Below are 22,289 nucleotides of genomic sequence, written 5' to 3' on the forward strand. Positions count from 1 at the left end.
GCTCGACCGTAGGCTCGGCGGGTGGACTTCGCGTTCACCGAGCGGCGCCCCGGGGGCCGGCTCGGCCGGTACGTCGAGTCGCTGTGGCACGCCCGGGGGCAGATCCCGTACCGCCGGGAGCGGATCGCGCCCACCGGGTCGACGGTCGCCGGCATCGTGCTCGGCCCGCCGATCCGGCAGACCCCCGACGGCGGGCCCGAGTTCCTCGCGGTCACCGGCTTCCTCATCGGGCCGCACGACCGGCCGGTCCTCAACGAGCCCACCGCGGGCACCCACTGCGTGGGTATCGTCACGACGCCGATCGGGTGCCGGGCGGTCCTCGGGCTGGACCCCGCCCCGCTCCGCGGCCGGGTGGCCGACCTGCCGGCACTGTGGCCGGCCGGCCGTGCGCTGCGCGCCGACCTGCTGGCGGCCGGAGCCGAGGGCGGCGAGGCGCTGGACCGGACCGAGGCCGTGCTGGCGGCCGGGCTGGACGAGTCCGACCGCGGGCTGGACCGGGTCGCCGCCGCCGTCGCGGCCTTGGAGGCCGACCCGGCGCGTCCGGTCGGCGACCTCGCCGCGGACCTGGGCATCTCGCACGGCCACCTGGACCGGGAGTTCACCCGCGTGGTCGGACTGAGCCCCCGCACCCTGGCCCGGGTGCTGCGGGTCCGCCGGCTGCTCGAGCGGGTCGACGTCCGGGACCGCGTGGCCTGGACCCGGATGGCCGCCGAGCTCGGCTGGTACGACCAGGCGCACCTGATCCGCGACGTCGTCCGCCACACCGGCGTCCCGCCGTCGGCCTACGTGGCCGCCCAGCGGCGGTTCCTCGAGCCCGGCGAGGAGGCCCCCGGCTTCGTCCCCGAGGCCGGGTGAGCCGCCGCAGCGTGTGCAATCCGTCCAAGACCGCGCCGGCCGGGCGGGGAAGGGTGGGCGCTCCGCGAACCAGGAGGCCCGGCATGACCCGCGCGTTCACCGCGACCCACGCCATCGACCGACCCGCCGAGGAGGTCTGGCGGCTGCTCACCGACTGGGACCGCGCCGCCGGCTGGCTCGGCGTCGACCGGGTCACCGCCGAGGGCCCGACGGCGGCCGGCACCCGGCTGCGGTTCACCACCCGGGGCAAGGACCGGGCCGCCGAGATCACCGCCGTCGACCCCGGCCGGTCGGTCACCGTGCGGTCGCAGCAGGGCGGCGTCACCGCGGACTACACCTACCGCGTGGAGCCGGCCGGCACCGGCGCCCGGCTGACCCTCGACGCCGACGTCCGGATCCGGGGGGCGTGGGCCGCGATCGGGCCGCTGCTCCGCTGGGTGATCCGGCGCACCGACGCCCGGCAGCCCGCCGCGCTGGACCGGGAACGCGCCGGTCGCTGACCAGCGGTCCGAGTCGGCCGGACCGCGCCGCCGTAGCGTGTCCGGCATGAGCCACGCACACCCCGAGCTCCGCACTCCCCCACCGCTGGCCGCGGGCGGCCTGCGGGTCGTGGCCCTCGGCGGCCTCGGGGAGATCGGCCGCAACATGACCGTCTTCGAGCACGCGGGCCGGCTGCTGGTCGTCGACTGCGGCGTGCTGTTCCCCGAGGAGCACCAGCCCGGCGTCGACGTGATCCTCCCGGACTTCACCTCGATCCGGGACCGGCTCGACGACGTGGACGCCATCGTGCTCACGCACGGCCACGAGGACCACATCGGCGGCGTCCCCTACCTGCTGCGGGAGCGGTCCGACATCCCGCTGGTCGGCTCGAAGCTGACGCTGGCGTTCGTCGAGGCCAAGCTCAAGGAGCACCGGATCCGGCCGGTGACCCGCCAGGTCAGCGAGGGCGACCGGCTGCGCTTCGGCCCGTTCGACTGCGAGTTCGTGGCGGTCAACCACTCGATCCCCGACGCGCTGGCCGTGGCGATCCGCACGCCCGCGGGGACGGTGCTGCACACCGGCGACTTCAAGATGGACCAGTTCCCGCTGGACCGGCGGATCACCGACCTGCGCGCCTTCGCCCGGCTCGGCGAGGAGGGCGTCGACCTCTTCCTCACCGACTCGACCAACGCCGAGGTGCCCGGCTTCACCACCTCGGAGGGCGAACTGGTGCCGGCCATCGAGACGGTGTTCCGCACCGCGCCGCGGCGGGTCATCGTCTCCAGCTTCGCCAGCCACGTGCACCGGATCCAGCAGATCCTCGACGTCGCCGCCGCGCACGACCGCAAGGTCGCCTTCGTCGGCCGCTCGATGGTGCGCAACATGGGCATCGCCAAGGACCTCGGCTACCTGACCGTGCCGCCCGGGCTGCTGGTGGACATGAAGGAGCTGGAGAAGATGCCGGCCGACCGGGTGTGCCTGATCTGCACCGGGTCGCAGGGCGAGCCGATGGCCGCGCTGTCGCGGATGGCCAACCGGGACCACGTCATCCGGATCACCGAGGGCGACACCGTGCTGCTGGCCAGCTCGCTGATCCCGGGCAACGAGAACGCCGTCTACCGCGTGATCAACGAGCTGACCCGGTGGGGCGCGAACGTGGTGCACAAGGGCAACGCCAAGGTGCACGTCTCCGGTCACGCCAGCGCCGGCGAGCTCGCCTACTGCTACAACGTCGTCCGCCCGCGCAACGTGATGCCGGTGCACGGCGAGTGGCGGCACCTGCGGGCCAACGCCGACATCGCGGTCCGCACGGGGGTGCACCCGCGCGGGGTGGTCATCGCCGAGGACGGCGTCGTCGTCGACCTGCTCGACGGCAAGGTGCGGATCACCGGCAAGGTGCCCGCCGGCAACGTCTACGTCGACGGCACCACGGTCGGCGGCGCCACCGAGGCGCACCTCCGCGACCGCCGCACCCTCGCCCAGGAGGGCGTCATCACCGTGGTCGCGATCGTCGACGCCGACACCGGGCAGCTGGCCGAGGCGCCGGACTTCCTCGCCCGCGGCTTCGCCCACGACGAGGAGATGTTCGAGGAGGTCGTCCCGCTGATCGAGAAGGCGCTGGCCAAGGCGGCCGAGGAGGGCGTGGGCGGCTCCCTGCAGCTCGAGCAGCTCATCGCCCGCGCGGTCGGCACCTGGGCGCACCGGACGCACCGGCGCAACCCGATGGTCATCCCGGTCGTCGTCGACGCCTGACCTCAGCCTCCGTGGCGGTAGGCCGTGACCCAGAGTCCGGGCAGCACCTCCCGGTCGCCGGTGCGGACGAACCCCAGCCGCTCGTAGAGGGCACGGGCGGGGACGTTGTCCCGTCCGGTGGCGACGACGGCCGGGCGGGGGCCGGCCCGGCCGAGGAGCGCGCGGACCAGGGCCGTCGCGGTCCCCCGGCGGAGGCCGGTGGGGGCGACGACCAGCCGCTCGACGTCGAGGACGGCGCCGTCGTCGGACCACCCCAGCGCCCCGGCCAGCCGCCCGTCCTCGCCGAGGGCGCCCAGCCAGGCCAGGCCGGCGCCGCGGAGCCCGTCGAGGTCCTCGCGCAGCGGCGGGATCCGGTCGTCGCCGATCAGCGCCGCCTCGACGGCGTAGGCAGCCGCCTGGACGGCGAGCAGCTCGCGGGCCAGCGCGTCGTCGGCGGCGGGGTCGATCGGGACGATGCGCACGCCGGGCAGCCTGCCAGCGGCCGGTGGCGGCTCGCGGTGCTGGGCGGGCTGCTGGCGCTCGCCGTCGTCCTGGCGCTGACGGTGGAGCGGCCCGGCGTCCCCACGCTGCGGGCCTGGCTGCACGACGCCGGCCCGCTGGGCTGGGGCGCCGTCGTCCTCGGGGTGGCGCTGGCGCTGTGCACCCCGGTGCCGCGGACCGCGCTGTCGTTGCTGCTCGGCGCCGCGGCCGGGTTCCCCGCGGGGCTCGCCGTGGCCGTCGTCGGCGGGTGGCTGGGCGGCATGGGCGGGTTCGCGGCGGGCCGGCACCTGGGCCGGGACGCCGTCGCGCGGCTGGCCGGCCACCGGCTGGCGCGGGCCGACCGGCTGTTCCGCGACCGCGGGTTCCTCGCCGTGCTCACCGCGCGGGTCAGCCCGGTGCCGTTCTGGGTGGTCAGCTACGCGGCCGGGCTGTCCAGCGTGCGGTGGGTGCCGCACGCGCTCGGGACCGCCGTCGGGGTGGTGCCGGGGGCGGTGCTGTACGTCGGCATCGGCGCCTCGGTGCTCGGCTGGCTCTGACCCGGCACCCTCAGGCGGCCGGGGCGGGCGCGAGGGCGCGCGCGAGCCCGGCCGGGTCGTCGGTGCACACGAGGTGCGCACCGAGCCCGTCGAGGTCGGCCGCCTCGGCGGGGTCGTCGACGACGCCGACGCCGACCAGGAGGCCGAGGGCGCGGATGCGGGCCACCACCCCGCGGTCGTCGCGCACGTGGACGGGTGAGAGGTGGACGTCGTCCAGGCCGCGGGCCCGGGCCTGCAGCGCGCTGCGGTCGGGGTCGAGGTGCGGGGCGACGATGAGCGCGCCGGAGACGGTGCCCACCCCGGCCAGCGACGCGGCGGTCGTCAGGTCGAACGACGTGGTGGTGACGCGGTCGCCGTCGGGCCGGCGCCGGCGCCGGTCGGTGAGCAGGGCGGCGAGCAGCCGCGCGGTGCGCCGGGCGTCCTCGCCGCCGGCCTCGGGCTTCACCTCGGTGAGCACCTGCGCGCCGGCGGCGGCCGCGACGTCGAGCACCTCGGAGAGGGTGGGCACCGCGGTGCCGCCGGGCAGCTCCAGTTCGCGGAGCACGGCGAACGGGGTCCGCGAGACCACCGGGCCGGTGCCGGGGCCGGTGCCGAGCACCCGCCCGAGGTCCCGGTCGTGCGAGAGGACGAGGACGCCGTCCCCGGTGGCCTGGACGTCGACCTCGATCCCGTCGGCGCCGGCCTCGAGGGCGGACCGGACGGCGTCGAGGGTGTTCTCGGGGTTGAGGGAGCTGGTGGGCGTGCCGCGGTGGCCGATGACGCGCATGCCGGCACGCTCTCGGCGCCGGGCGGCGGACCGGTGACGCCGACACGAGGCGCGGGTGTCCGCCCCGTGAAGCCCGCGGTGTATCGACGAGGGGACACGTCGGGAAACCGACGCGGCCGCCGGGGCGGGAGAACCGGCGAGCTCGTCTACCGGCCGTGCCGCGTGCCGCGGACCATGCGGATCTCCCGCACCCCGCCCTCGACCTGGACCGCCCCATCGGCGACGAAGCCGTGCTTGCGGTAGAACGCCTGGGCGCGAGGGTTCGGGTCGGCCACCCACAGGGCCGCCGACTCGCCCGGATCGACGACCGCCTCCAGGAGTGCCCGCCCGGCACCCGTGCCGTGGTCGGCTGCACGCACGTAGAGCACGTACAGCTGCCGCGCCCACGCCGCCGCGGCGTCCAGGGGCGGGCCCGACATGGCGATCCCCACCACCTCGCCATCCCGCTCGGCGACAGCCACGCGGTTCTCGCGATGGCGCTCGTCGGTCAACGCGGCAGTCCAGAACCGCGCCCGCGCAGCCGGGAAGCCCGGGTCATCGAGGACCGCATCCGGCATGAGCCCTCGATAGGTCTCCTGCCAGCACCGGACGTTCACCCGCGCCATCTGCGCGGCGTCCTCCACCCGTGCCCGGCGAACCGTCAGCGCGGAGATCACCGCCGGATCGCAGGGCGGCGGTTCGCGCCGTCTCACCGCGGCAGCCGGACGGCCACCACCTCGTACGGCGGCGCGGCGACCGGCTCGTCGAACTTGCTGTCCACCAGCAGGAGCCGGCCGCGGGCCTCCTTGCCCGTGGTGAACACCCGCGCGGGGTCGGTGGGCGTCTCGGAGACCAGCTCGGCGGAGCGGGCGTGCCGGTCCAGCCGCAGCGTGGTCAGCACCCGGCTGAAGTTGCGGATCACCACGAGGCGGTCGTCGTGCAGGACCAACCCGTCGGCGTCGGTCAGCCGGGCGTTCCCGGTGTCGATCCGGGAGGCGGCGCCGGTCCGCAGGTCGAAGCGCCACAGGATGCCGGCGTTGCCCTGCGCGACGACCAGCGAGCGGTGGTCCGGGGAGACGACGATGCCGCCGAGGTTGAAGCCCTGGCGCTGCTCGATGGTGCCGGTCGCGTCGGCCCAGGTGCTGACCCGCCACTCGCCGTGCTCGCGGGCGACGCGGAAGACCTGGGGCGCGTTGGAGTTGGTGAAGTACGCCGCGCCGTCGGGGCCGATGGCGACGTCGTTGAGGAAGGCGCCCGCGACGTCGACCCGCAGCGCCGCGAGCAGGCTGCCGTCGGCGTCGTAGACCCAGAGGTCGGGCCTCGACTCGTCGTCCAGCCCGTTCGGCCCGCCGGCGATGTAGACCCGGCCCTCGGCGTCGGTGGTGATCCCGCGCGCGGTGACGCGGCCGTCGGCGCCCTCACGGAGCCACACCTCGGTCTCGCCGGTGCGGACGTCGCCGCGGTGGATCTCCCCACCGGTGGTCTCGCTGACGTAGAACGTCCGCTCCCGCGGGTCCACGCCGATGCCCTCGAACTTCGAGCCGGCCGGGTCGCGGGGGTCGCCGTCCAGCTCGTACGTCGCCGGGCGGCCGTGGTCGTCGTCCGATGCGGCAGCGGGCGGGACGGCGAGGAGCAGCGGCAGGGTGAGGCCGAGGGCGGTGGCAGGGGCGAGCAGTCGTCGCACGGGTTCTCCCGGGGTCGTCGTGGGATCTCCACGCTGCCCCCGCCGAGGGCCACGGGCATCGGGCGAACGGTCCCCGCGGGGGTAGCCGAACGGATGATGACCCCGGTCGCCGGGAGTCGTAGCGTCGAGGGGTCATGGACCGGATGCTCGAGCGCCACAGCGGCGTGCGCGGCATCCTGGCCGACATCAGCCGGCTCGACGTCTGGCTGGACGTCGTCCTCGTCCTCCTCACCCTCGCCTCCGCCGCCCGCTACGTGGACGCGCACGGGTCCGGCGACCGCACCCCCGCGGTGCTGGCGGCAGCCGGCCTGCTCGTCGTCTGTCACCTGGCCGGCCGGCGCTCGGGCCGGTGGGCGCGCGGCGCGCCGGCGTCGGTGTGGTGCCTCGCGCTGGTCCTGATCTGGGCGGTCCTGCTCTCGCTGGCGCCGTCGTTCGCCTGGATCGCGGTTCCGCTCTCGTTCGTCGCCCTGCGCGTGCTGCCCTTCGCGGCGGCCGGGGTGGTCATCGCGGCGATGACCGCCGGCGTCGTCGTGGCCTGGACGCTCATGCAGGGCGAGCTGGACGCCACCGTGGTCGCCGGGCCGATCTGCGTCGCCTGGCTGACCGTCGTGGCGTACCGGGCCCTGGAGCGGGAGGCCGCGTCGCGTCAGGAACTGGTGCGCGAGCTGCAGGAGGCCCAGGGCGACCTGGTCGAGGCGCAGCACAGCGCCGGCGTGCTGGCCGAGCGGGCCCGGCTGTCCCGCGACATCCACGACAGCGTGGCGCAGGCGCTGTCGAGCATCAACCTCCTGCTCCAGGCCGCGGAACGGTCGTGGACCAGCCGCCCCGCCGCTGCCCGCGACCACGTCGCCCAGGCGGCCGGCACGGCGCGAGACGGGCTCGAGGAGGTCCGCCGCGTGGTGCGCGACCTGGCCCCGTCCGAGCTCGGCCTGACCGGCACCGGCCCGGCCCTGGTGGCCGCGCTGCGCCGGACCTGCGACCGCGCCGTGTCGGGCACCGGCGTGCACGTCGACGTGCACGTCGACGGGACGCCGGTCGAGGTGCCCGCGGACGTGGCCACCGCGCTGCTCCGGACCGCCCGCGGCGCGCTGGCCAACGTGGTCGAGCACGCCGCCGCGACCACGGCCACGGTGTCCCTGACCTACCAGCCGCACGTCGTCTCCCTCGACGTCCGCGACGACGGGGTCGGGTTCGACCCCCGACGCGCCGCCGCCCGGGGTGCCCGGGGCCGCGGCCTGCCCGGGATCCGGGACCGCGCCGAGCAGTTCGGCGGCACGCTGGCCGTCGAGAGCGCCCCCGGCGAGGGCACCGCGCTGGCCTTCTCCATCCCGGTGGGAGGCAACGGCGATGGACGGCGGTGAGCCCGCGCTGCGCATCGTGCTCGTCGACGACCACCCCGTGGTGCGCGTCGGCCTCCGGGCGCTGCTGGAGAGCCAGCCCGACCTGCTCGTCGTCGACGAGGCGCCCGACTCGGCCGGCGCGCAGGAGGTCGTGCGGCGCACCCGGCCCGACGTCGTCCTCATGGACCTCAACCTGGGCGACGGCCCGGGGGGCGCCGCCACGACCGGGCTGCTGCGGGACCTCCCCGACCCGCCGCGGGTGCTCGTGCTGACGACCTACACCACCGAGGCCGACGTCCTCGCCGCGCTGGACGCCGGCGCCTCCGGGTACCTGCTCAAGGACGCGCCACCGGAGGAGCTCTTCCGTGCCGTCCGGTCCGTCGCCCGGGGCGAGACGGTGCTCGCCTCGGAGGTGGCGGCCCTGCTGGTCCGCCGCGCCCGGTCGCCGGTGCCCGCGCTCACCGAGCGGGAGGTGCAGATCCTCGGCCTGTTGGCCGGCGGCCTGGCGAACAAGGAGATGGCCCGGCGGCTGCTGGTCAGCGAGGCGACGGTGAAGTCCCACCTCTCGCACATCTACACGAAGCTCGGCGTGGACACCCGGGCCGGCGCCGTCGCCCGGGCCATCGAGCGGCGGATCATCCGGGCCTGACCCTCGAGCCCGGACGATCCGCCGTCGACCGGGTCAGTGCCCTGCCGGCTCCGCCGCGGCGACCGGACGGGCCAGCCGGACGCCGACCGCGGCGACCACCGCGACCGCGCCGAGCACCGCCAGCGCCGAGTCCAGGCCGCTGATCGCGTCACTGAGTCCGAGGACCAGCAGCGGGCAGACGAACTGGCCGATGAAGACCGCCGACGTCCAGACGCCGGTGCCGCGGCCGCGCTGCTCGAAGCTCAGCGAGCCCAGGGCCCAGGTGAGCAGGGAGGGCAGCAGCAGCCCGTTGCCGAACCCGGTCACCACCGCGAAGACGACGACCGCCGGGATCGATCCGGCGAAGGACAGCCCGAGCAGGCCGATGCCGGAGAAGGCGAGCGCCGCCGGCACCGTGACCGCCGGGCCGAGGCGGGCCAGCCGGCCGAACAGGAACGCGCCGGTGGCCGTGCCGAGCGACGCGATCGCGCTGATCGCACCGATGGTCCCGGTGGACTCCACGCCGATGCCGTCCAGCACGAACGACAGCTCGACGACCAGCACGTAGAAGACCAGCCCGCCGACGAGGCTGACGCCGACCGGCGCGGCCAGCTGCCGCCACGGCAGCGCGGGCAGCGCCGTGGTGCGGGCGGCGCCCTGCGGGGCCGGCTGCCACACGTACGTCGCGGCGAGCGCGGCCAGGGGCAGGCTCACCGCGTAGAGCCAGAAGGGCGTCCGCCAGTCCTGCGCACCCAGCGCGCCGCCGAGGCCGAAGAAGACCGTCGCCGCGACCGTGGTGCAGGCGACCTGCAGGCCGAAGTAGCGCTCGCGCTGCGAGCCGGAGAAGTAGTCGGCCAGCAGCGTCGTGCAGCAGGTCATGATCGCCGCCTCGGTGAGGCCGACGAGCACCCGGCTGGCCACGATCAGCTGCAGCGAGTCCAGCCACAGCGGCGCGGTGCCGGCGAACGCGTAGGCCACCAGGGCGCCGACCAGCAGCCGCTTGCGGCCGACCCGGTCGACGATCCGCCCGGCCACCATCGCGGTCAGCCCGATGACCAGCGCCGGGGCGGTCAGCACGATCGGCGTGAGCGTCTCGACCCCCGGCGTCCCGGCGAAGGCGTCCTGGATGCGCGGCAGCACCGGCGCCAGCAGGACGGCGCCCAGCACGGCCAGGCAGCTGGACAGCAGGAGGACGACGGCCTGCGGCCGGCCCGCCGGACGGCCGGTCGCCGGGTCGACGGCGACCTCTCCGGCGAGGGGTTCCCGGCCGAGGTCGGCGGGGTCGAGGACGTGTTCCGACACGGGCAGCTCCGAGGCGAGGGCCGGTCCCGGTGACCGGCATCACGACCGCGAAGTGTGCGGACGGCGGCCCGCGAGCGGAAATCACTTCGCTCGGGGGTCTGGTATCAGCGCGGGCTATACCGCCTCGGGCGCGGCCCCGACCGCGATCTCCGCCGCCCGCGCGACGACGTCCCGCAGGTAGGCGTGCTCGGCGTCGTCGTCGTACACCGGGTGCCACCACATCGCCTCGATCAGCGGGGACACCTCGAAGGGGCACGGCAGCGCCCGGATCCCGAGGTCGAGCGGCAGCTGCTCGACCAGTCGGCGCTGCAGCAGGCCGATCCGGTCGCTGCCGGCCACCAGAGCCGGCACGGTCAGGAACGCCTCGGTGATCACCTGGACCCGCGGCTCGATGCCGAGCATCCGCATCTGCCGCGCGGCCGGCGTCGACGCCGTCTGCCCGTGGTAGGTGGCCACCCACGGCAGCCGCTGGAGGTCTTCGACGGTCAGCCCCTCCTCCGCCGGCCGCGTGCCGGCGGCGACCACGCAGACCCACTCGTCCCGGTAGAGGTCGCGGTGCGACAGGTCGGTGACGAAGCCGTGCGGCAGCAGCAGGAGGTCGGTGGAGAGCAGCACCTGGTCGGCCCGCTCCACCGCGGCCGGGGTGTTGGCGGTCAGCCGCAGCCGGGTGTGCGGCGCCTCCTCCGCGAGCAGCCCGGCGACCGCGTCGCCGAGGATCGCGACGACGTAGTCGCTGACCAGCAGGGAGAACTCCCGCCGGGAGGACGCCGGGTCGAACTCGGTCTGCGCCTCGAACACCCGCTCCACACCGGCCAGCGCGAGCCGGGCGAGCTCCTTGAGCTGGACCGCCAGCGGCGTCAGCCGGTACTCGTTGCCCGCCCGGGTGAGCAGCTCGTCGCCGAAGTGCCGGCGCAGCCGGGCCAGGGACGCCGACAGGGCCGGCTGGGACAGCCCCATCTGCGCCGCGGCGCGGGTGACGCTGCGCTGCTGCAGGAGGGCGTCGAGCGACACGAGCAGGTTGAGGTCCAGGCTCGCGATGTTCACGGCCGAACGGTATCGACCGCGCTGATGTAGCACATCAGACATCTCCTCTTCCCGAGTGACATCGATCCGTAGACCGTTGGACACGTGACGGACACGCCGGCGCTCGACCGCACCGACCCCGAGGGCGCGATCGCCGCGGCCGCCGGGCGCTGCTCCAACTGGGGCCGCTGGGGCGCCGACGACGTCCTCGGCACGCTGAACTTCCTCGACGAGGCCAAGCGCCTCGAGGGTGCGAAGCGGGTGCGCCGCGGCGCGAGCTTCTCCCTCGCCCAGTCCTTCGACATGAACGGCCCGCAGAAGGGCTGGCGGCGCCGGACCAACCCGGTGCACACGATGCTCGACACCGGGACCGACGCCGAGCGCGGCACCCAGGGGTTCCCGCACGGCATCGGCGGCGCCGACGACGTCGTGTTCATGCCGCTGCAGGCCTCCACCCAGTGGGACGGGCTCGGCCACATCTTCGACCACGGCAACGCGTGGAACGGCCGCCGGGCCGGCGACGTCGTCACCAGCGACGGCGACACGGTGACCGGCATCGAGACCGTCGCCGCGCTGATCGCCGGCCGCGGCGTGCTGCTCGACGTCGGCCGCGCCATCGGCACCGACGGCGAGCTGCCCGACGGCTTCGCGATCACCGCCGAGCACCTCGAGGCCACCATCGCCGCGCAGGGCGCGACGGCCCGGGTGGGCCGCGGCGACCTGCTGCTGGTGCGCACCGGCCGGCTGGCCCGGGCCCGCCGCGAGGGCTGGGGCGACTACGCCGGCGGCGACTCCCCCGGCCTGTCGTTCACCACCGCCGACTGGCTGCACGGCACCGAGATCGCCGGCGTCGCCACCGACACCTGGGGCTTCGAGGTCCGGCCCAACGAGTTCGACCTCGCCTTCCAGCCGCTGCACCAGGTCGCCATCCCGAACATGGGCCTGTTCATCGGCGAGATGTGGGACCTCGACGCGCTCGCGGCCGACTGCGCCGCCGACGGCGTGTGGGACTTCTTCCTGACCGCCGCCCCCCTGCCCGTGACCGGCGCCGTCGGCGCCCCGGTCAACCCCGTCGCCGTCAAGTGAGGGAGCTGCCCGTGCCCGCCGTGAACAGCGTCCTGGTGGTCGGGGCCGGCCTCGCCGGCACCGCCACCGCGATCCGCCTGGCCGAGGCCGGCGTCGCCGTCGAGCTCGTCGAGATCAAGACCGAGACCACCGCCCTCGGCTCCGGCATCACCCTGCAGGGCAACGCGCTGCGGGAGCTGCGCGGCCTCGGCGTCTGGGAGCAGGTGCGCGACGCGGGGTACGCCTTCGACGTCACCGGCATCCGCGCGCCCGACCCGGCCGGCACCGTCGTCGCCGAGATCCAGGACGCCCGCACCGGCGGTCCCGACCTGCCCGCCGTCATCGGCATGCCCCGGCCCGAGCTGGCGCGGATCCTGGTCGACCGCGCCACCGAGGTCGGCGTCAAGGCCCGCTTCGGGACGACGCACACCGAGCTGCGCCAGGACGCAGCGGGCGTCGACGTCACCTTCGCCGACGGGTCCACCGGCCGCCACGACCTCGTCGTCGGCGCCGACGGCGTCCGGTCCTGGACCCGCCGCGCGCTGGGCATCGACCTGGAGACCCGCGCGATCGGCATGGGCATCTGGCGCGCCTTCGGTCCCCGCCCGGCCGGCGTGACCCGCACCGACCTCTACTACGGCGGGCCGTCGTTCATCGCCGGCTACTGCCCCACCGGCGAGGACTCGCTCTACGCCTACATCGTCGAGCCGGCGCAGGACCGCTCCACGCTGACCCCCGACGAGCAGCTGGCCACCATGAAGCAGCTGGCCGCGGCCTACCACGGCCCGTGGGACGAGATCCGCGAGTCGCTCACCGACCCGGCCCGGGTGAACTACACCTGGTTCGAGACCCACGTCCTCCCGGCGCCGTGGCACCGCGGCCGCGTCGTCCTGATCGGCGACGCCGCGCACACCTGCCCGCCCACCCTCGCCCAGGGCGGAGCGCAGGCCCTCGAGGACGCCGCCGTCCTCGCCGACCTGCTGCTCACCCGCGACGCCCTCGTCGAGGACCTGTGGAACGCCTTCCACGCCCGGCGCGTCGCGCGCGCGACGGCCGTCGTCGACGCCTCCAACCAGCTCGCCCAGTGGCAGCTCGACCACGTCCAGGGCGACGCGCCCGCCCTCTTCCGCAGCATCGCCGAGCTCGTCAGCCGGCCGGCCTGAACGCACCCGAGGACATCCCCATGACCCAGCGCCTGATCACCCACCTGCGGCACGTCGACCTCGCCGTGCCCGACCACGCCAAGCAGCTCGACTTCTACACCGACACCTGGGGCCTGACCGCCGAGCACTCCGACTCGGAGCTCACCTTCCTCGCCGCCGAGGGCAGCCCGGAGCAGTACGTCGTCCGGCTGCGCCAGTCCGACGACAAGCGGATCGACCTGATCGCCTTCGGCGCGAAGGACGCCGCCGACGTCGACACCCTCGCCGGGCAGCTCGCGTGCGACGGCGTCCAGCTGGTCACCGAGCCGGGCACGCTGCAGACCCCCGGCGGCGGCTACGGCTTCCGCTTCTTCGACAACGAGGGCCGCACCGTCGAGATCAGCGCCGACGTCGCCGTCCGGCAGCACCGGGCCGTCGAGGAGGGCGAGTCCATCCCGGTCCGCCTGTCGCACGTGGTGATCAACTCCGCGGACCCGGAGGGCACCCGGGCCTTCTACGAGAAGCACCTCGCCTTCGCCCTGTCCGACACCCTCATGCACCCGCGCATGGGCAACATGATGTGGTTCATGCGGATCAACGCCTGGCACCACAGCCTGGCGATCGCGCGGGGCCCGCACCCCTCGCTGCACCACGCCTCCTTCGAGCTGCGCGGCCTCGACGAGTACATGCGCGGCACCGGCCGGCTGCTGCGCGCGGGCGTCGAGAAGATCTGGGGCCCCGGCCGCCACCTGGCCGGCAACAACACCTTCAGCTACTTCCTCGACCCACACGGCAACACCGTCGAGTACACGACGGAGCTGGAGCAGATCGACGAGGACACCTGGCACCCGCACCTCTACGACTTCACCGACCCCGAGGTCTCCGACCAGTGGGGCACCGCCAACGCCATGAACGAGTTCGTCGCCTCGCGCTCGTTCAACGACCCCGACAAGGGCCTCTTCGTGGCCCCCCCGGTCTGATGCGGTTCGCCACCTGGGAGGCGGACGGCCGGGTCCGCGCCGGCGTCGTCAGCGACGCCGGGCTGCACGAGCTCCCCGCGCGGACGACGGTGCTCGACCTCGTCCGCGCGGGGCTGCCGGCCGCGCTCGACGTCGGCGCGGTCGCGCTCGACCGGCCGGCGGTCCCGCTGGACGGCGTGCGGCTGCTGCCGCCGCTGGCCGCGCCGACGGTGCGGGACTTCGTCGCGTTCGAGGAGCACGTCGAGGGCGTCGTCGCCTCGGTCGGGGACGGCGCAGGGGTCGTGCCCGAGTGGTACCAGGCGCCGACCTTCTACTTCACCAACCCATACGCGCTGATCGGCGCGCACGACGACGTCGCCGTCCCGCCGGGGTCGCAGCTGTTCGACTTCGAGCTCGAGGTGGCCGTCGTGGTGGGCCGGGACGGCGCCTCGCTCACCCCCGAGCAGGCCCGCGACCACGTCTTCGGCTACACCGTGCTCAACGACTGGTCCGCCCGCGACCTGCAGCGCCGCGAGATGAAGGTCAACCTCGGCCCGGCCAAGGGCAAGGACTCCGCCACCACCCTCGGGCCCTGGCTGGTGACCGCCGACGAGCTGGAGTCCCACCGGGACGCCGACGGGTTCCTGGCGCTGGACATGCGGGTGTCGGTCAACGGCACCGAGGTCGGCCAGGACCTGCTGTCCAACATGGGCTGGCCGTTCGAGGAGCTGATCAGCTACGCCTCGCGCGGCGCCGAGGTCCGCGGCGGCGACGTGCTCGGCTCGGGCACCTGCGGCAACGGCGGCTGCCTGGCCGAGCTGTGGGGCCGCCGCGGCGAGCAGAAGCCTCCCCCGCTGCGGCCCGGGGACGTCGTCGAGATGACCGTCGAGGGCATCGGCACCATCCGCAACCGCGTCGTCGAGGGCCTCGAGCTGCCGCCGGTCGCGCCGGCGCGCCCGAGGTCGCGGGCCCGCAAGCGCCTCTCGTGAGAGTGGCGGGCAAGGTCGTCGTCGTCACCGGCGCCGGCCAGGGCCAGGGGGCGGCCGAGGCGCGGCTGCTCGCCGCTGAGGGCGCCACGGTCATCGGCTGCGACCTGTCGCCGGCGCCGGCCGAGGACCTCGGCGGCGCGGACTACCGGCAGCTCGACGTCACCGACGGCGCCGGCTGGACGGCGCTCGCCGCTGACCTGGGAGCCCGGTACGGCCGGGTCGACGGGCTGGTCGCCAACGCCGGCGTCACCTGGCGGGCCCGGCTGGCCGACCTCGACCCCGCCGACCTCGCCCGGGTCTCCGACGTCAACGTCACCGGAACGCTGCTGGGCATCCAGTCGCTCACCCCGCTGATGACCGCCGGCGGGTCGGTCGTCGTGGTCGGCTCGGTGGCGGCACTGACCGGGCACTTCCCGGTCGCCTACACCGCGTCGAAGTGGGCGCTGCGCGGTCTGGCCAAGGCCGCCTGCCTGGAGCTCGGGCCGCGCGGCATCCGGGTCAACACCGTGCACCCCGGGTACATCGAGACGCCGATGACCGCCTCGGCCGCCCCGGCGTTCCGCGACGCCAACGTCGCCGAGACCCCGCTCGGCCGCACCGGCACCGTCGACGAGGTCGCGCCCCTGGTGCTGTTCCTCGTCAGCGACGAGGCCTCGTTCATCACCGGCGCGGAGATCCCCGTCGACGGCGGGATGACCGCCCACGGCGGCGTGAAGTCGATCAGCGACGCCGTCGGCACCGCTTCCTGAGCACACCGAGAGAGGAACCCCCGTGTTCGAGTACTTCCCGGGCAACTACGTCTGGAACCTGGGCGTCGTCGCCACCCTCAACTCCGGCGGGCTGATCGACGAGGTCGACCGCGCCTGCCGGCCGATCAAGGACGCCGCCCAGCAGGGCGAGGACGCCGGGACGCCGGACTTCCTCCGCGCGTGGACGGCGCTGACCGACCAGCTGGTCGGGCAGGCCGAGGACGCGGAGAAGGCCGGGCACACCCGCACCGCCGGCCAGCTGTACTCCCGCGCCACCAACTACCTGTGCCAGGCCGAGCGGATGCTGGCCCACTCCGACCCGAACCGGGTGCCCACCTACAAGCGGGTGCTGGAGCTGGCGGAGAAGGCCTTCGCCCTGCACAGCCCGCGGGTCTCCCGCGTCGAGATCCCCTACGAGGGCACCACGCTGCCGGCCTACCTCAGCGCCGCCCCCGCGACCGACGCCGGCCCCGCCCCGGTGATCGTGCTGGTCAACGGCCTGGACTCGACCAAGGAGCACATGTACTCCTCGGGCCACTGGGAGGAGCTCGCCGCCCGCGGCATCTCCTGCCTGATGCTCGACCAGCCGGGCACCGGTGAGGCGCTGCGGCTGCAGGGGCTGGCCGCCCGCATCGACACCGAGGCGTGGGCCGGCGCGGCCGTCGACTGGCTGGAGCAGCGGGACGACGTCGACGCGGCCGCCATCGGCATCGTCGGCTGGTCGCTGGGCGGGTACTACTCCCCCCGCGCCGCCGCGTTCGAGAAGCGCTTCGCCCTCTGCGTCGCCTGGGGCGCCAACCACGACTGGGGCGCCGTCCAGCGCCGCCGGCTGGAGCGCGAGGGCGAGCGCCCGGTGCCCCACTACTGGGAGCACGTGCTGTGGGTGTGGGGCCACGACGACCTCGACGCGTTCATCGAGTTCGCCGACGACGTCCACCTCGACGGCGTCGTCGAGAAGATCACCGTGCCGTTCCTCATCGCGCACGGGGCCAACGACCGGCAGATCCCGCTGGAGTACGCGCACCGCTCCTACGACCAGGCGGTCAACTCCCCCAAGCGAGAGCTGCGGGTGTTCACGCCCGAGGAGGGCGCGACCGAGCACATCGGGCTGGACCACCTGCCCTACGTCAGCACCTTCATCGCCGACTGGGTCGCCGACACCTTCGCCGAGCTGAAGCGCTCCTGACCGCCCCCGGGGAGACGGCGATGGGCGAGAACGGCGGCAGCCACGTCCCGGTGACCTACGAGCACTGCGAGCACATCCGGGGGCCCTTCTACCACGGGACGAAGTCCGTACTCGAGGTCGGCGCCGAGCTGGTTCCCGGCCGCGGCTCCAACTTCCAGGAGGGCCGGGTGTCGAACAACGTCTACTTCACCGCGCTCGTGGACACCGCCGCCTGGGGAGCGGAGCTGGCGACCGCGCTGGCCGGCACCGGGGAGCTGGGGCACATCTACGTCGTGGAACCCCTGGGTCCCTTCGAGGACGACCCGAACGTGACCGACAAGAGGTTCCCCGGCAACCCCACGCAGTCCTACCGCACCCGCCACCCGCTGCGCGTCGTCGGCGAGGTGGACGGCTGGGAGGGCCACGACCCGGAGGTCCTGAAGGGGATGCTGGACCACCTGGCCCTGCTGCGGGAGCAGGGACTGGACGTCATCGAGGACTAGGAGCCCTCCGGACCTCGGACGGGGCGGCCGCGCAGCCGCCGGTAGTGCTCGACCAGGGCCGTCGTCGAGGGGTCCTGGTCGACCTGCGGCGCCTCGGCCGAGGTCAGCGCGGGCTCCAGCTGGCGGGCCATCACCTTGCCCAGCTCCACACCCCACTGGTCGAACGAGTCGATCTGCCAGATGACGCCCTGCGTCATCACGGTGTGCTCGTAGAGGGCGACGAGCTGGCCCAGCGTCGACGGCGTCAGCTTCGGCGCGAGGATCGTCGTCGACGGCCGGTTCCCGGGCATCACCTTGTGCGGCACGAGCTCGGCCGGCGTCCCGTCGGCGGCGACCTCCTCGGCCGTCCGGCCGAAGGCGAGCACCGCGGACTGGGCGAACAGGTTGGCCATCAGCAGGTCGTGCATCTCGCCGATGTCGTGGTTGGGCTCGCCGAAGCCGATGAAGTCCGCCGGCACCAGCGCCGTCCCCTGGTGCAGCAGCTGGTGGAAGGCGTGCTGGCCGTTGGTGCCCGGCTCGCCCCAGTACACTTCGCCGGTCGACGTCGTCACCGGCTGCCCGTCCCAGCGGACCGACTTGCCGTTGCTCTCCATCGTCAGCTGCTGCAGGTACGCCGGCAGCCGGGACAGGTACTGGCTGTAGGGCAGGACGGCGTGGGTCTGCGCGCCGAAGAAGTCCGTGTACCAGACGTTCAGCAGCCCCTGGAGGACCGGCAGGTTCGACTCGAACGGCGCGGTCCGGAAGTGCTCGTCGACGGTGGCGAAGCCGGCCAGCATCTCGTCGTAGGCGTCCGGCCCGATCGCCACCATGAGCGACAGGCCGATGGCCGACGTGAACGAGTAGCGGCCACCCACCCAGTCCCAGAACTCGAACATGTTGGCCGGGTCGATGCCGAACTCCCGCACCGCCTCGGTGTTGGTGGAGACCGCCGCGAAGTGCTTGGCGACGGCGGACGCGTCGCCGCCGAGGCCCGCCAGCAGCCAGTCGCGGGCCACCGTCGCGTTGGTGAGCGTCTCCAGCGTGGTGAACGTCTTGGAGCAGACGACGAACAGCGTCTCGGCCGGGTCGAGGTCGCGGCTGGCCTCGGCGAAGTCGGTCGGGTCGACGTTGGAGACGAACCGCGCGGTGAGGTCGCGGTCGCTGAATGCGCGCAGCGCCGTGTAGGCCATCGCCGGGCCGAGGTCCGAGCCGCCGATGCCGATGTTGACCACCGCCCGGATCCGCCGGCCGGTGTGCCCCACCCACTCCCCGGACCGCACCCGCTCGGCGAAGGCCCGCATCCGCGCCAGCACCGCGTGCACGTCGGCGGTCACGTCCTGCCCGTCGACGACGAGCTGCCGGCCCGCCGGCGCACGCAGGGCCACGTGCAGGACCGCGCGGTCCTCGGTCGGGTTGACGTGCTCGCCGCGGAACATCGCGTCGATCCGCTCGCGCAGCCCGGCCCGCTCCGCGAGCTCGACCAGCAGGCGCAGCGTCTCGTCGGTGACCCGGTGCTTGGAGAAGTCCAGGTAGAGGTCACCGGCGCGCGCGGCGAACCGGCGCCCCCGGTCGGGGTCCTCGGCGAACAGCTCCCGCAGGTGCCGGCCGGCCAGGGTGCGGTGGTGCTCGGCCAGGCGGGCCCACTCCGGTGTCGCGGTGAGGTCCGTCGCGGTGCTCTGCATGCTGCCCTCCGGGGGTCGGGAACTCCCCCAGCCTGGTAGGCGCACCGCCACCAGCACAAACGCCGGGCCGCTCACGTCCCCCCGGGGACGGTCCCTCCGGCGACGTCGGCCCGCTGGACCGCGGTCACGAGGTCGACGGCGAGGTCGCGCAGCTTGCGGTTGGTGCGCTGGGACTCGGTGGCCAGCCGGCTGAAGGCCTCCTCGGCCGAGCAGTGGTGGCGGGCCATGAGCACGCCCTTCGCCTGCTCGATCACCGCCCGGGACTGCATGGTCACCCGGGTCTCCCGGGTCGGCTGCCGGGGCTGCACGGCCGCGACCGCGCCGGCCGCGTACCCGGCGAAGGCCCGCGCCAGCTCGACCGCGACCGGGCCGAACCGGCCGGCGGCGGTGCGGTAGAGGGTCAGCGCCCCGCCGATCCGTGCCCCGGGCGGCAGCCCGACCGCCAGCACGGCCGTGACGCCGGCACGTGCCGCCGCGCGGGCGAACTCGGTATAGACCCGTTCGGTCGCGGTGTCCTCGATCGCGACGGTGCCGCCGGTGCGCGCCGCGTCCACGCACGGACCGGGGATGCCCGCGTACTGCTGCTCGTCCAGCCGCGCCGCGCGGGGGCCGGTCGCGCCGATCGAGGCCAGCCGGCCGTCCCGGGACAGGGTCACCGACGCCTCGGCGGTGGGGTCGAGGATGGCGGCGGCGAGCCGGGCGACCAGGCCGAGGGTCGCCGGGAGGGGCCGCGCCTCGAGCAGGACGCGCCCGAGCTCGGCGAACGCCACCTCCGGGGTGCCCGGCACCACGCGCCGGACGTCTGGGTGGACCACCATGGGAAGACCTCGATCTCCTCGAGCCGGCCGCCCGCGCCACTGGGGGGACGGCGCACACCGTGCCGCCTCCGGAGGCCGCGCGACAGACCTTCCGGCGCGGTGGATCGAGCGGATCGTGCGGCCGGCGACGGGAGGACCGGTGGACGCGGAGGAGTACCTCGCCGGCAGCCCGCTGGGCCGGGCGGTGTTCGACCGGGTCGGTGAGGTCCTCGCGGCGGCGGGCGGGGCCGACGTCCGGGTCACGCCCAGCCAGGTGGCGTTCCGGCGCCGGCGCGGCTTCGCCTGGCTGTGGCTGCCCGGCCGGTACCTCGCCCGTCCCGGCGCCGAGGTGGTCCTCTCGCTCGCCCTCGGCCGGGAGGACCCGTCGCCGCGGTGGAAGGAGGTCGCCCACCCCTCGAGCCGGCACTGGGTGCACCACCTGGAGGTGCACGACGTGGCCGAGGTGGACGACGAGGTGGCGGACCGGCTGCGGGAGGCGGCCGGCCGGGCGGGCTGAGTGCCCCGGCTCACAGCAGCCCGCCGGCCCGCAGGTTGAGGGCCAGGAGCGCCACGGCGAGGACGGCGCCGGCTCCGGTCGCCACGGCCAGGAGCACCCGCCGCACGCTCCAGCGCTGCGTCCGGATCCGCTGGCACTCGGGCAGCAGGGCGCGGAACTCCTCCACCAGGTCGGGGCGGGTCTCGGCGATCCGGGTGGCCAACTGCCGCGGGACGGTGAGCGCGTTGGTGGCCGCGAACGCCTCCGCCATCTCCTCGGGCTCGAAGAAGGCCGCTGCCCGCTCCACCACCCGGCGCGGCCCGGCGACCACGGCGAGGGTCAGCATCATGTCGGCGAGGTCGACCGCCTGCCGCCAGCGCGAGGGACGCAGCTCGCCGAAGGAGACGTCGACCAGGTACACCCGGTCGCCCTGGACCAGCACGTTGGACGGCTTGAGGTCCCGGTGCGCGGCCCCGGCCGACCACAGGGTGAGCACCTGACGCAACGCGTCGTCCACGATCGCGTCGTCCACCGGGGAGTCGAGCAGCTCGACGGCGTCGGGCACCAGCTCGGTGACCAGGAGGTACTCGCGGCCGGGCAGCACCTCGACCACGCCCAGCGGTTCGGGCACCCGCACCCCGCCGTCCCGCAGCAGCCGGAGCATGTAGTCCTCGTGCTGGACCAGGCGGCGCACCGAGGAGAACGGCGCCTCGTCCTCCAGCCGGCCCCAGCGGAGCACGCGGGCCAGCTTGTACCAGCGGTCCGAGCGCATGTGGCTGGTCGCGTAGAGCTTGCCGAACAGGTGCTCGGGCGGGCCGTGGGCCAGCGTCAGCCGGCACGGCGTGGAGCCGGCCGAGCCGTCCAGCCGGTATGGGTGGATGTCGGCCAGCTCGAGACCGAGCTGGTCGCGGACGGCGGCGAGCACCCGGCCGGTGCGCTCCTCGTCCAGGTCCAGGTGGGCCTTCACCCGGCGCCGGTAGGTCACCGGGAACTCGGACTCCGGCGCCAGCACGGCGAAGACCAGCACCGCCGCGCTCGCCCCCAGCACCGCGCTGACGACGGCCAGCGTGAGCGCGTCGAGGCCGAGGGCGACCCGCGCCGCGACGAAGCCGGCCACCAGCACCACGACGGCGGCCCACCCCCAGCGGCGCGCCGGGCCGCTCGGCGCCAGGGCGTACAGGCTGGCCGCTGCCACCGTGGACAGCACGATGACCGGCCAGGCCGGCAGGTCCAGGCTCACCGCGGACCCGGTGACGCCGCTGCGCACGACCTGTGCCAGCTGCGTCTCCCCCGCCGCGATCTGGGCGATGGCGGCCATCAGCGAGATGCTGCCGAGGTAGACGGCCAGGTGCCGCCAGCGGGCCGCCCACACCAGCAGGGCGGCGGTCGGCACCCACAGCACCCGGTAGCCCAGCACCGGACCCAGGGCGGCGAGGTCGGCGGCGAACGCCGGGTCGCCGTCGGCGGTCGCCAGCCGGTCCCGCACCGCCTCGTCCATCGCCTGCAGGACCTCGGGCCGGCGGGCGGCGAACACCAGTACTGCGAGCGACACGGCGCAGACCGCGGCCGCCGTCCAGACGACCGGGGCGACGGGCCGCGGGGTGTCGCGGTCCCGCCCCGAGGGCCGGCGGCGGCCGGCGCCGTCGGGCCACTCCGGGCGGCGCGGGCCGGTGCCGGGGGCGCCGGTGACCCGGCTCCGGACGCCCTCGGCGCCCGGCTGCCCCCCTGCCTCGTCGTCCGCCACCGCGCCAGGATGCCCGTCCGGCGGGGGCCGTGGCTGGGACGGCGCCCCGCCGGGGCGCGGCCGGGACCTGCGGTCTCAGGCCCGGCGGCTCACCGGTCGGTCCCGGGGGCGGTGCCGGCCGGGCGGTCCGACGGCGCGGGGCGCGGCGCCGGCGGGTAGACCGGCGGGCCGGCCGAGGGCGGCGCGGCGAAGTC

General features: G+C 75.1%; 23 protein-coding genes. 14 read left to right on the top strand and 9 right to left on the bottom strand.

Features of this window, described 5'->3' with window-relative positions:
* Positions 1 to 21 precede the first annotated feature (21 nt).
* The 3 genes from MY526_RS19585 to MY526_RS19595 all read left to right on the top strand — a co-directional run bounded on the left by MY526_RS19585 (position 22) and on the right by MY526_RS19595 (position 3,087).
* A complete protein-coding gene (locus MY526_RS19585; protein ID WP_436704871.1) occupies positions 22 to 855 on the top strand; it encodes a helix-turn-helix domain-containing protein in 834 nt (277 codons plus the stop codon).
* 83 nt (positions 856 to 938) lie between these two features.
* Positions 939 to 1,355 carry an SRPBCC family protein gene (locus MY526_RS19590; RefSeq protein ID WP_436704872.1) on the top strand — a complete coding sequence of 139 codons (417 nt, stop codon included), beginning with the start codon at positions 939 to 941 and terminating at the stop codon, positions 1,353 to 1,355.
* 46 nt (positions 1,356 to 1,401) lie between these two features.
* On the top strand, positions 1,402 to 3,087 hold the full coding sequence (locus MY526_RS19595) for a ribonuclease J (protein ID WP_436694320.1): 1,686 nt from the start codon (positions 1,402 to 1,404) through the stop codon (positions 3,085 to 3,087).
* Positions 3,088 to 3,089: 2 nt separating this feature from the next.
* Here the strand turns inward: MY526_RS19595 and MY526_RS19600 are convergent, their stop codons facing one another.
* Positions 3,090 to 3,548 carry a GNAT family N-acetyltransferase gene (locus MY526_RS19600; protein WP_436694321.1) on the bottom strand — a complete coding sequence of 153 codons (459 nt, stop codon included), beginning with the start codon at positions 3,546 to 3,548 and terminating at the stop codon, positions 3,090 to 3,092.
* 36 nt (positions 3,549 to 3,584) lie between these two features.
* Between MY526_RS19600 and MY526_RS19605 the strand changes: the two genes are divergently transcribed.
* Positions 3,585 to 4,103 (top strand): TVP38/TMEM64 family protein, encoded by a 519-nt coding sequence (locus MY526_RS19605; RefSeq protein ID WP_436694322.1) that lies wholly within the window; start codon positions 3,585 to 3,587, stop codon positions 4,101 to 4,103.
* A gap of 10 nt (positions 4,104 to 4,113) precedes the next feature.
* Here MY526_RS19605 and MY526_RS19610 read toward each other — a convergent pair whose 3' ends face one another.
* The 3 genes from MY526_RS19610 to MY526_RS19620 all read right to left on the bottom strand — a co-directional run bounded on the left by MY526_RS19610 (position 4,114) and on the right by MY526_RS19620 (position 6,532).
* Complete coding sequence (locus tag MY526_RS19610; RefSeq protein ID WP_436694323.1) at positions 4,114 to 4,869, bottom strand: glycerophosphodiester phosphodiesterase; 756 nt, start codon at positions 4,867 to 4,869, stop codon at positions 4,114 to 4,116.
* Between the two features lie 146 nt (positions 4,870 to 5,015).
* A complete protein-coding gene (locus MY526_RS19615; RefSeq protein ID WP_436694324.1) occupies positions 5,016 to 5,525 on the bottom strand; it encodes an N-acetyltransferase family protein in 510 nt (169 codons plus the stop codon).
* Positions 5,526 to 5,557: 32 nt separating this feature from the next.
* Positions 5,558 to 6,532: an SMP-30/gluconolactonase/LRE family protein gene (locus MY526_RS19620; protein WP_436694325.1), complete on the bottom strand. Its 975-nt coding sequence runs from the start codon at positions 6,530 to 6,532 to the stop codon at positions 5,558 to 5,560.
* 134 nt (positions 6,533 to 6,666) lie between these two features.
* Between MY526_RS19620 and MY526_RS19625 the strand changes: the two genes are divergently transcribed.
* Complete coding sequence (locus MY526_RS19625) at positions 6,667 to 7,893, top strand: sensor histidine kinase (protein WP_436694326.1); 1,227 nt, start codon at positions 6,667 to 6,669, stop codon at positions 7,891 to 7,893.
* Entirely contained in the window at positions 7,880 to 8,521 is a 642-nt protein-coding gene (locus MY526_RS19630; protein WP_436694327.1) for a response regulator, read from the top strand. Before MY526_RS19625 ends, MY526_RS19630 begins: the two co-directional genes overlap by 14 nt.
* A gap of 33 nt (positions 8,522 to 8,554) precedes the next feature.
* Here the strand turns inward: MY526_RS19630 and MY526_RS19635 are convergent, their stop codons facing one another.
* Positions 8,555 to 9,802, bottom strand: a complete 1,248-nt coding sequence (locus MY526_RS19635; RefSeq protein ID WP_436704873.1) for an MFS transporter — start codon at positions 9,800 to 9,802, stop codon at positions 8,555 to 8,557.
* Between the two features lie 114 nt (positions 9,803 to 9,916).
* Complete coding sequence (locus MY526_RS19640; RefSeq protein ID WP_436694329.1) at positions 9,917 to 10,846, bottom strand: LysR family transcriptional regulator; 930 nt, start codon at positions 10,844 to 10,846, stop codon at positions 9,917 to 9,919.
* 84 nt (positions 10,847 to 10,930) lie between these two features.
* On the opposite strand from MY526_RS19640, the gene MY526_RS19645 reads away from it, so the two are divergent.
* Genes MY526_RS19645 through arr form a run of 7 tightly spaced genes read left to right on the top strand, consistent with a single transcriptional unit; the run spans position 10,931 to position 17,397 of the window.
* Positions 10,931 to 11,911 carry a cyclase family protein gene (locus tag MY526_RS19645; RefSeq protein WP_436694330.1) on the top strand — a complete coding sequence of 327 codons (981 nt, stop codon included), beginning with the start codon at positions 10,931 to 10,933 and terminating at the stop codon, positions 11,909 to 11,911.
* An 11-nt stretch (positions 11,912 to 11,922) separates the two neighbouring features.
* Complete coding sequence (locus MY526_RS19650; protein ID WP_436704874.1) at positions 11,923 to 13,053, top strand: FAD-dependent oxidoreductase; 1,131 nt, start codon at positions 11,923 to 11,925, stop codon at positions 13,051 to 13,053.
* Between the two features lie 20 nt (positions 13,054 to 13,073).
* Positions 13,074 to 14,012: a VOC family protein gene (locus tag MY526_RS19655; RefSeq protein WP_436704875.1), complete on the top strand. Its 939-nt coding sequence runs from the start codon at positions 13,074 to 13,076 to the stop codon at positions 14,010 to 14,012.
* Positions 14,012 to 14,980, top strand: coding sequence for a fumarylacetoacetate hydrolase family protein (locus MY526_RS19660; protein ID WP_436704876.1), 969 nt, complete (start codon positions 14,012 to 14,014; stop codon positions 14,978 to 14,980). Before MY526_RS19655 ends, MY526_RS19660 begins: the two co-directional genes overlap by 1 nt.
* Positions 14,977 to 15,729: an SDR family NAD(P)-dependent oxidoreductase gene (locus tag MY526_RS19665; RefSeq protein WP_436704877.1), complete on the top strand. Its 753-nt coding sequence runs from the start codon at positions 14,977 to 14,979 to the stop codon at positions 15,727 to 15,729. The genes MY526_RS19660 and MY526_RS19665 overlap by 4 nt, the downstream gene beginning before the upstream one ends.
* Before the next feature lie 22 nt (positions 15,730 to 15,751).
* Positions 15,752 to 16,915 carry an alpha/beta hydrolase family protein gene (locus MY526_RS19670; RefSeq protein WP_436704878.1) on the top strand — a complete coding sequence of 388 codons (1,164 nt, stop codon included), beginning with the start codon at positions 15,752 to 15,754 and terminating at the stop codon, positions 16,913 to 16,915.
* Positions 16,916 to 16,935: 20 nt separating this feature from the next.
* Positions 16,936 to 17,397 (top strand): NAD(+)--rifampin ADP-ribosyltransferase, encoded by a 462-nt coding sequence (gene arr, locus MY526_RS19675; RefSeq protein ID WP_436704879.1) that lies wholly within the window; start codon positions 16,936 to 16,938, stop codon positions 17,395 to 17,397.
* Here arr and pgi read toward each other — a convergent pair.
* Positions 17,394 to 19,058 carry a glucose-6-phosphate isomerase gene (gene pgi, locus MY526_RS19680; protein WP_436694337.1) on the bottom strand — a complete coding sequence of 555 codons (1,665 nt, stop codon included), beginning with the start codon at positions 19,056 to 19,058 and terminating at the stop codon, positions 17,394 to 17,396. The genes arr and pgi overlap by 4 nt on opposite strands.
* Positions 19,059 to 19,129: 71 nt before the next feature.
* Positions 19,130 to 19,876 (bottom strand): ANTAR domain-containing protein, encoded by a 747-nt coding sequence (locus MY526_RS19685; RefSeq protein ID WP_436704880.1) that lies wholly within the window; start codon positions 19,874 to 19,876, stop codon positions 19,130 to 19,132.
* 139 nt (positions 19,877 to 20,015) lie between these two features.
* On the opposite strand from MY526_RS19685, the gene MY526_RS19690 reads away from it, so the two are divergent.
* Complete coding sequence (locus tag MY526_RS19690; RefSeq protein WP_436694339.1) at positions 20,016 to 20,372, top strand: DUF5655 domain-containing protein; 357 nt, start codon at positions 20,016 to 20,018, stop codon at positions 20,370 to 20,372.
* A gap of 10 nt (positions 20,373 to 20,382) precedes the next feature.
* Here the strand turns inward: MY526_RS19690 and MY526_RS19695 are convergent, their stop codons facing one another.
* Entirely contained in the window at positions 20,383 to 22,095 is a 1,713-nt protein-coding gene (locus tag MY526_RS19695) for an RIO1 family regulatory kinase/ATPase domain-containing protein (RefSeq protein ID WP_436704881.1), read from the bottom strand.
* Between the last annotated feature and the right edge of the window lie 194 nt (positions 22,096 to 22,289).

This window comes from Geodermatophilus sp. CPCC 205761 (assembly GCF_051383655.1).
In the GTDB taxonomy this organism is placed as follows: domain Bacteria; phylum Actinomycetota; class Actinomycetes; order Mycobacteriales; family Geodermatophilaceae; genus Geodermatophilus.

Coding starts and splice junctions, on each gene's coding strand:
- MY526_RS19590 (WP_436704872.1), top strand. CDS start 939: ATGACCCGCGCGTTCACCGCGACCCACGCCATCGACCGACCCGCCGAG.
- MY526_RS19595 (WP_436694320.1), top strand. CDS start 1,402: ATGAGCCACGCACACCCCGAGCTCCGCACTCCCCCACCGCTGGCCGCG.
- MY526_RS19610 (WP_436694323.1), bottom strand. CDS start 4,869: ATGCGCGTCATCGGCCACCGCGGCACGCCCACCAGCTCCCTCAACCCC.
- MY526_RS19625 (WP_436694326.1), top strand. CDS start 6,667: ATGGACCGGATGCTCGAGCGCCACAGCGGCGTGCGCGGCATCCTGGCC.
- MY526_RS19630 (WP_436694327.1), top strand. CDS start 7,880: ATGGACGGCGGTGAGCCCGCGCTGCGCATCGTGCTCGTCGACGACCAC.
- MY526_RS19655 (WP_436704875.1), top strand. CDS start 13,074: ATGACCCAGCGCCTGATCACCCACCTGCGGCACGTCGACCTCGCCGTG.
- MY526_RS19660 (WP_436704876.1), top strand. CDS start 14,012: ATGCGGTTCGCCACCTGGGAGGCGGACGGCCGGGTCCGCGCCGGCGTC.
- arr (WP_436704879.1), top strand. CDS start 16,936: ATGGGCGAGAACGGCGGCAGCCACGTCCCGGTGACCTACGAGCACTGC.
- pgi (WP_436694337.1), bottom strand. CDS start 19,058: ATGCAGAGCACCGCGACGGACCTCACCGCGACACCGGAGTGGGCCCGC.
- MY526_RS19685 (WP_436704880.1), bottom strand. CDS start 19,876: ATGGTGGTCCACCCAGACGTCCGGCGCGTGGTGCCGGGCACCCCGGAG.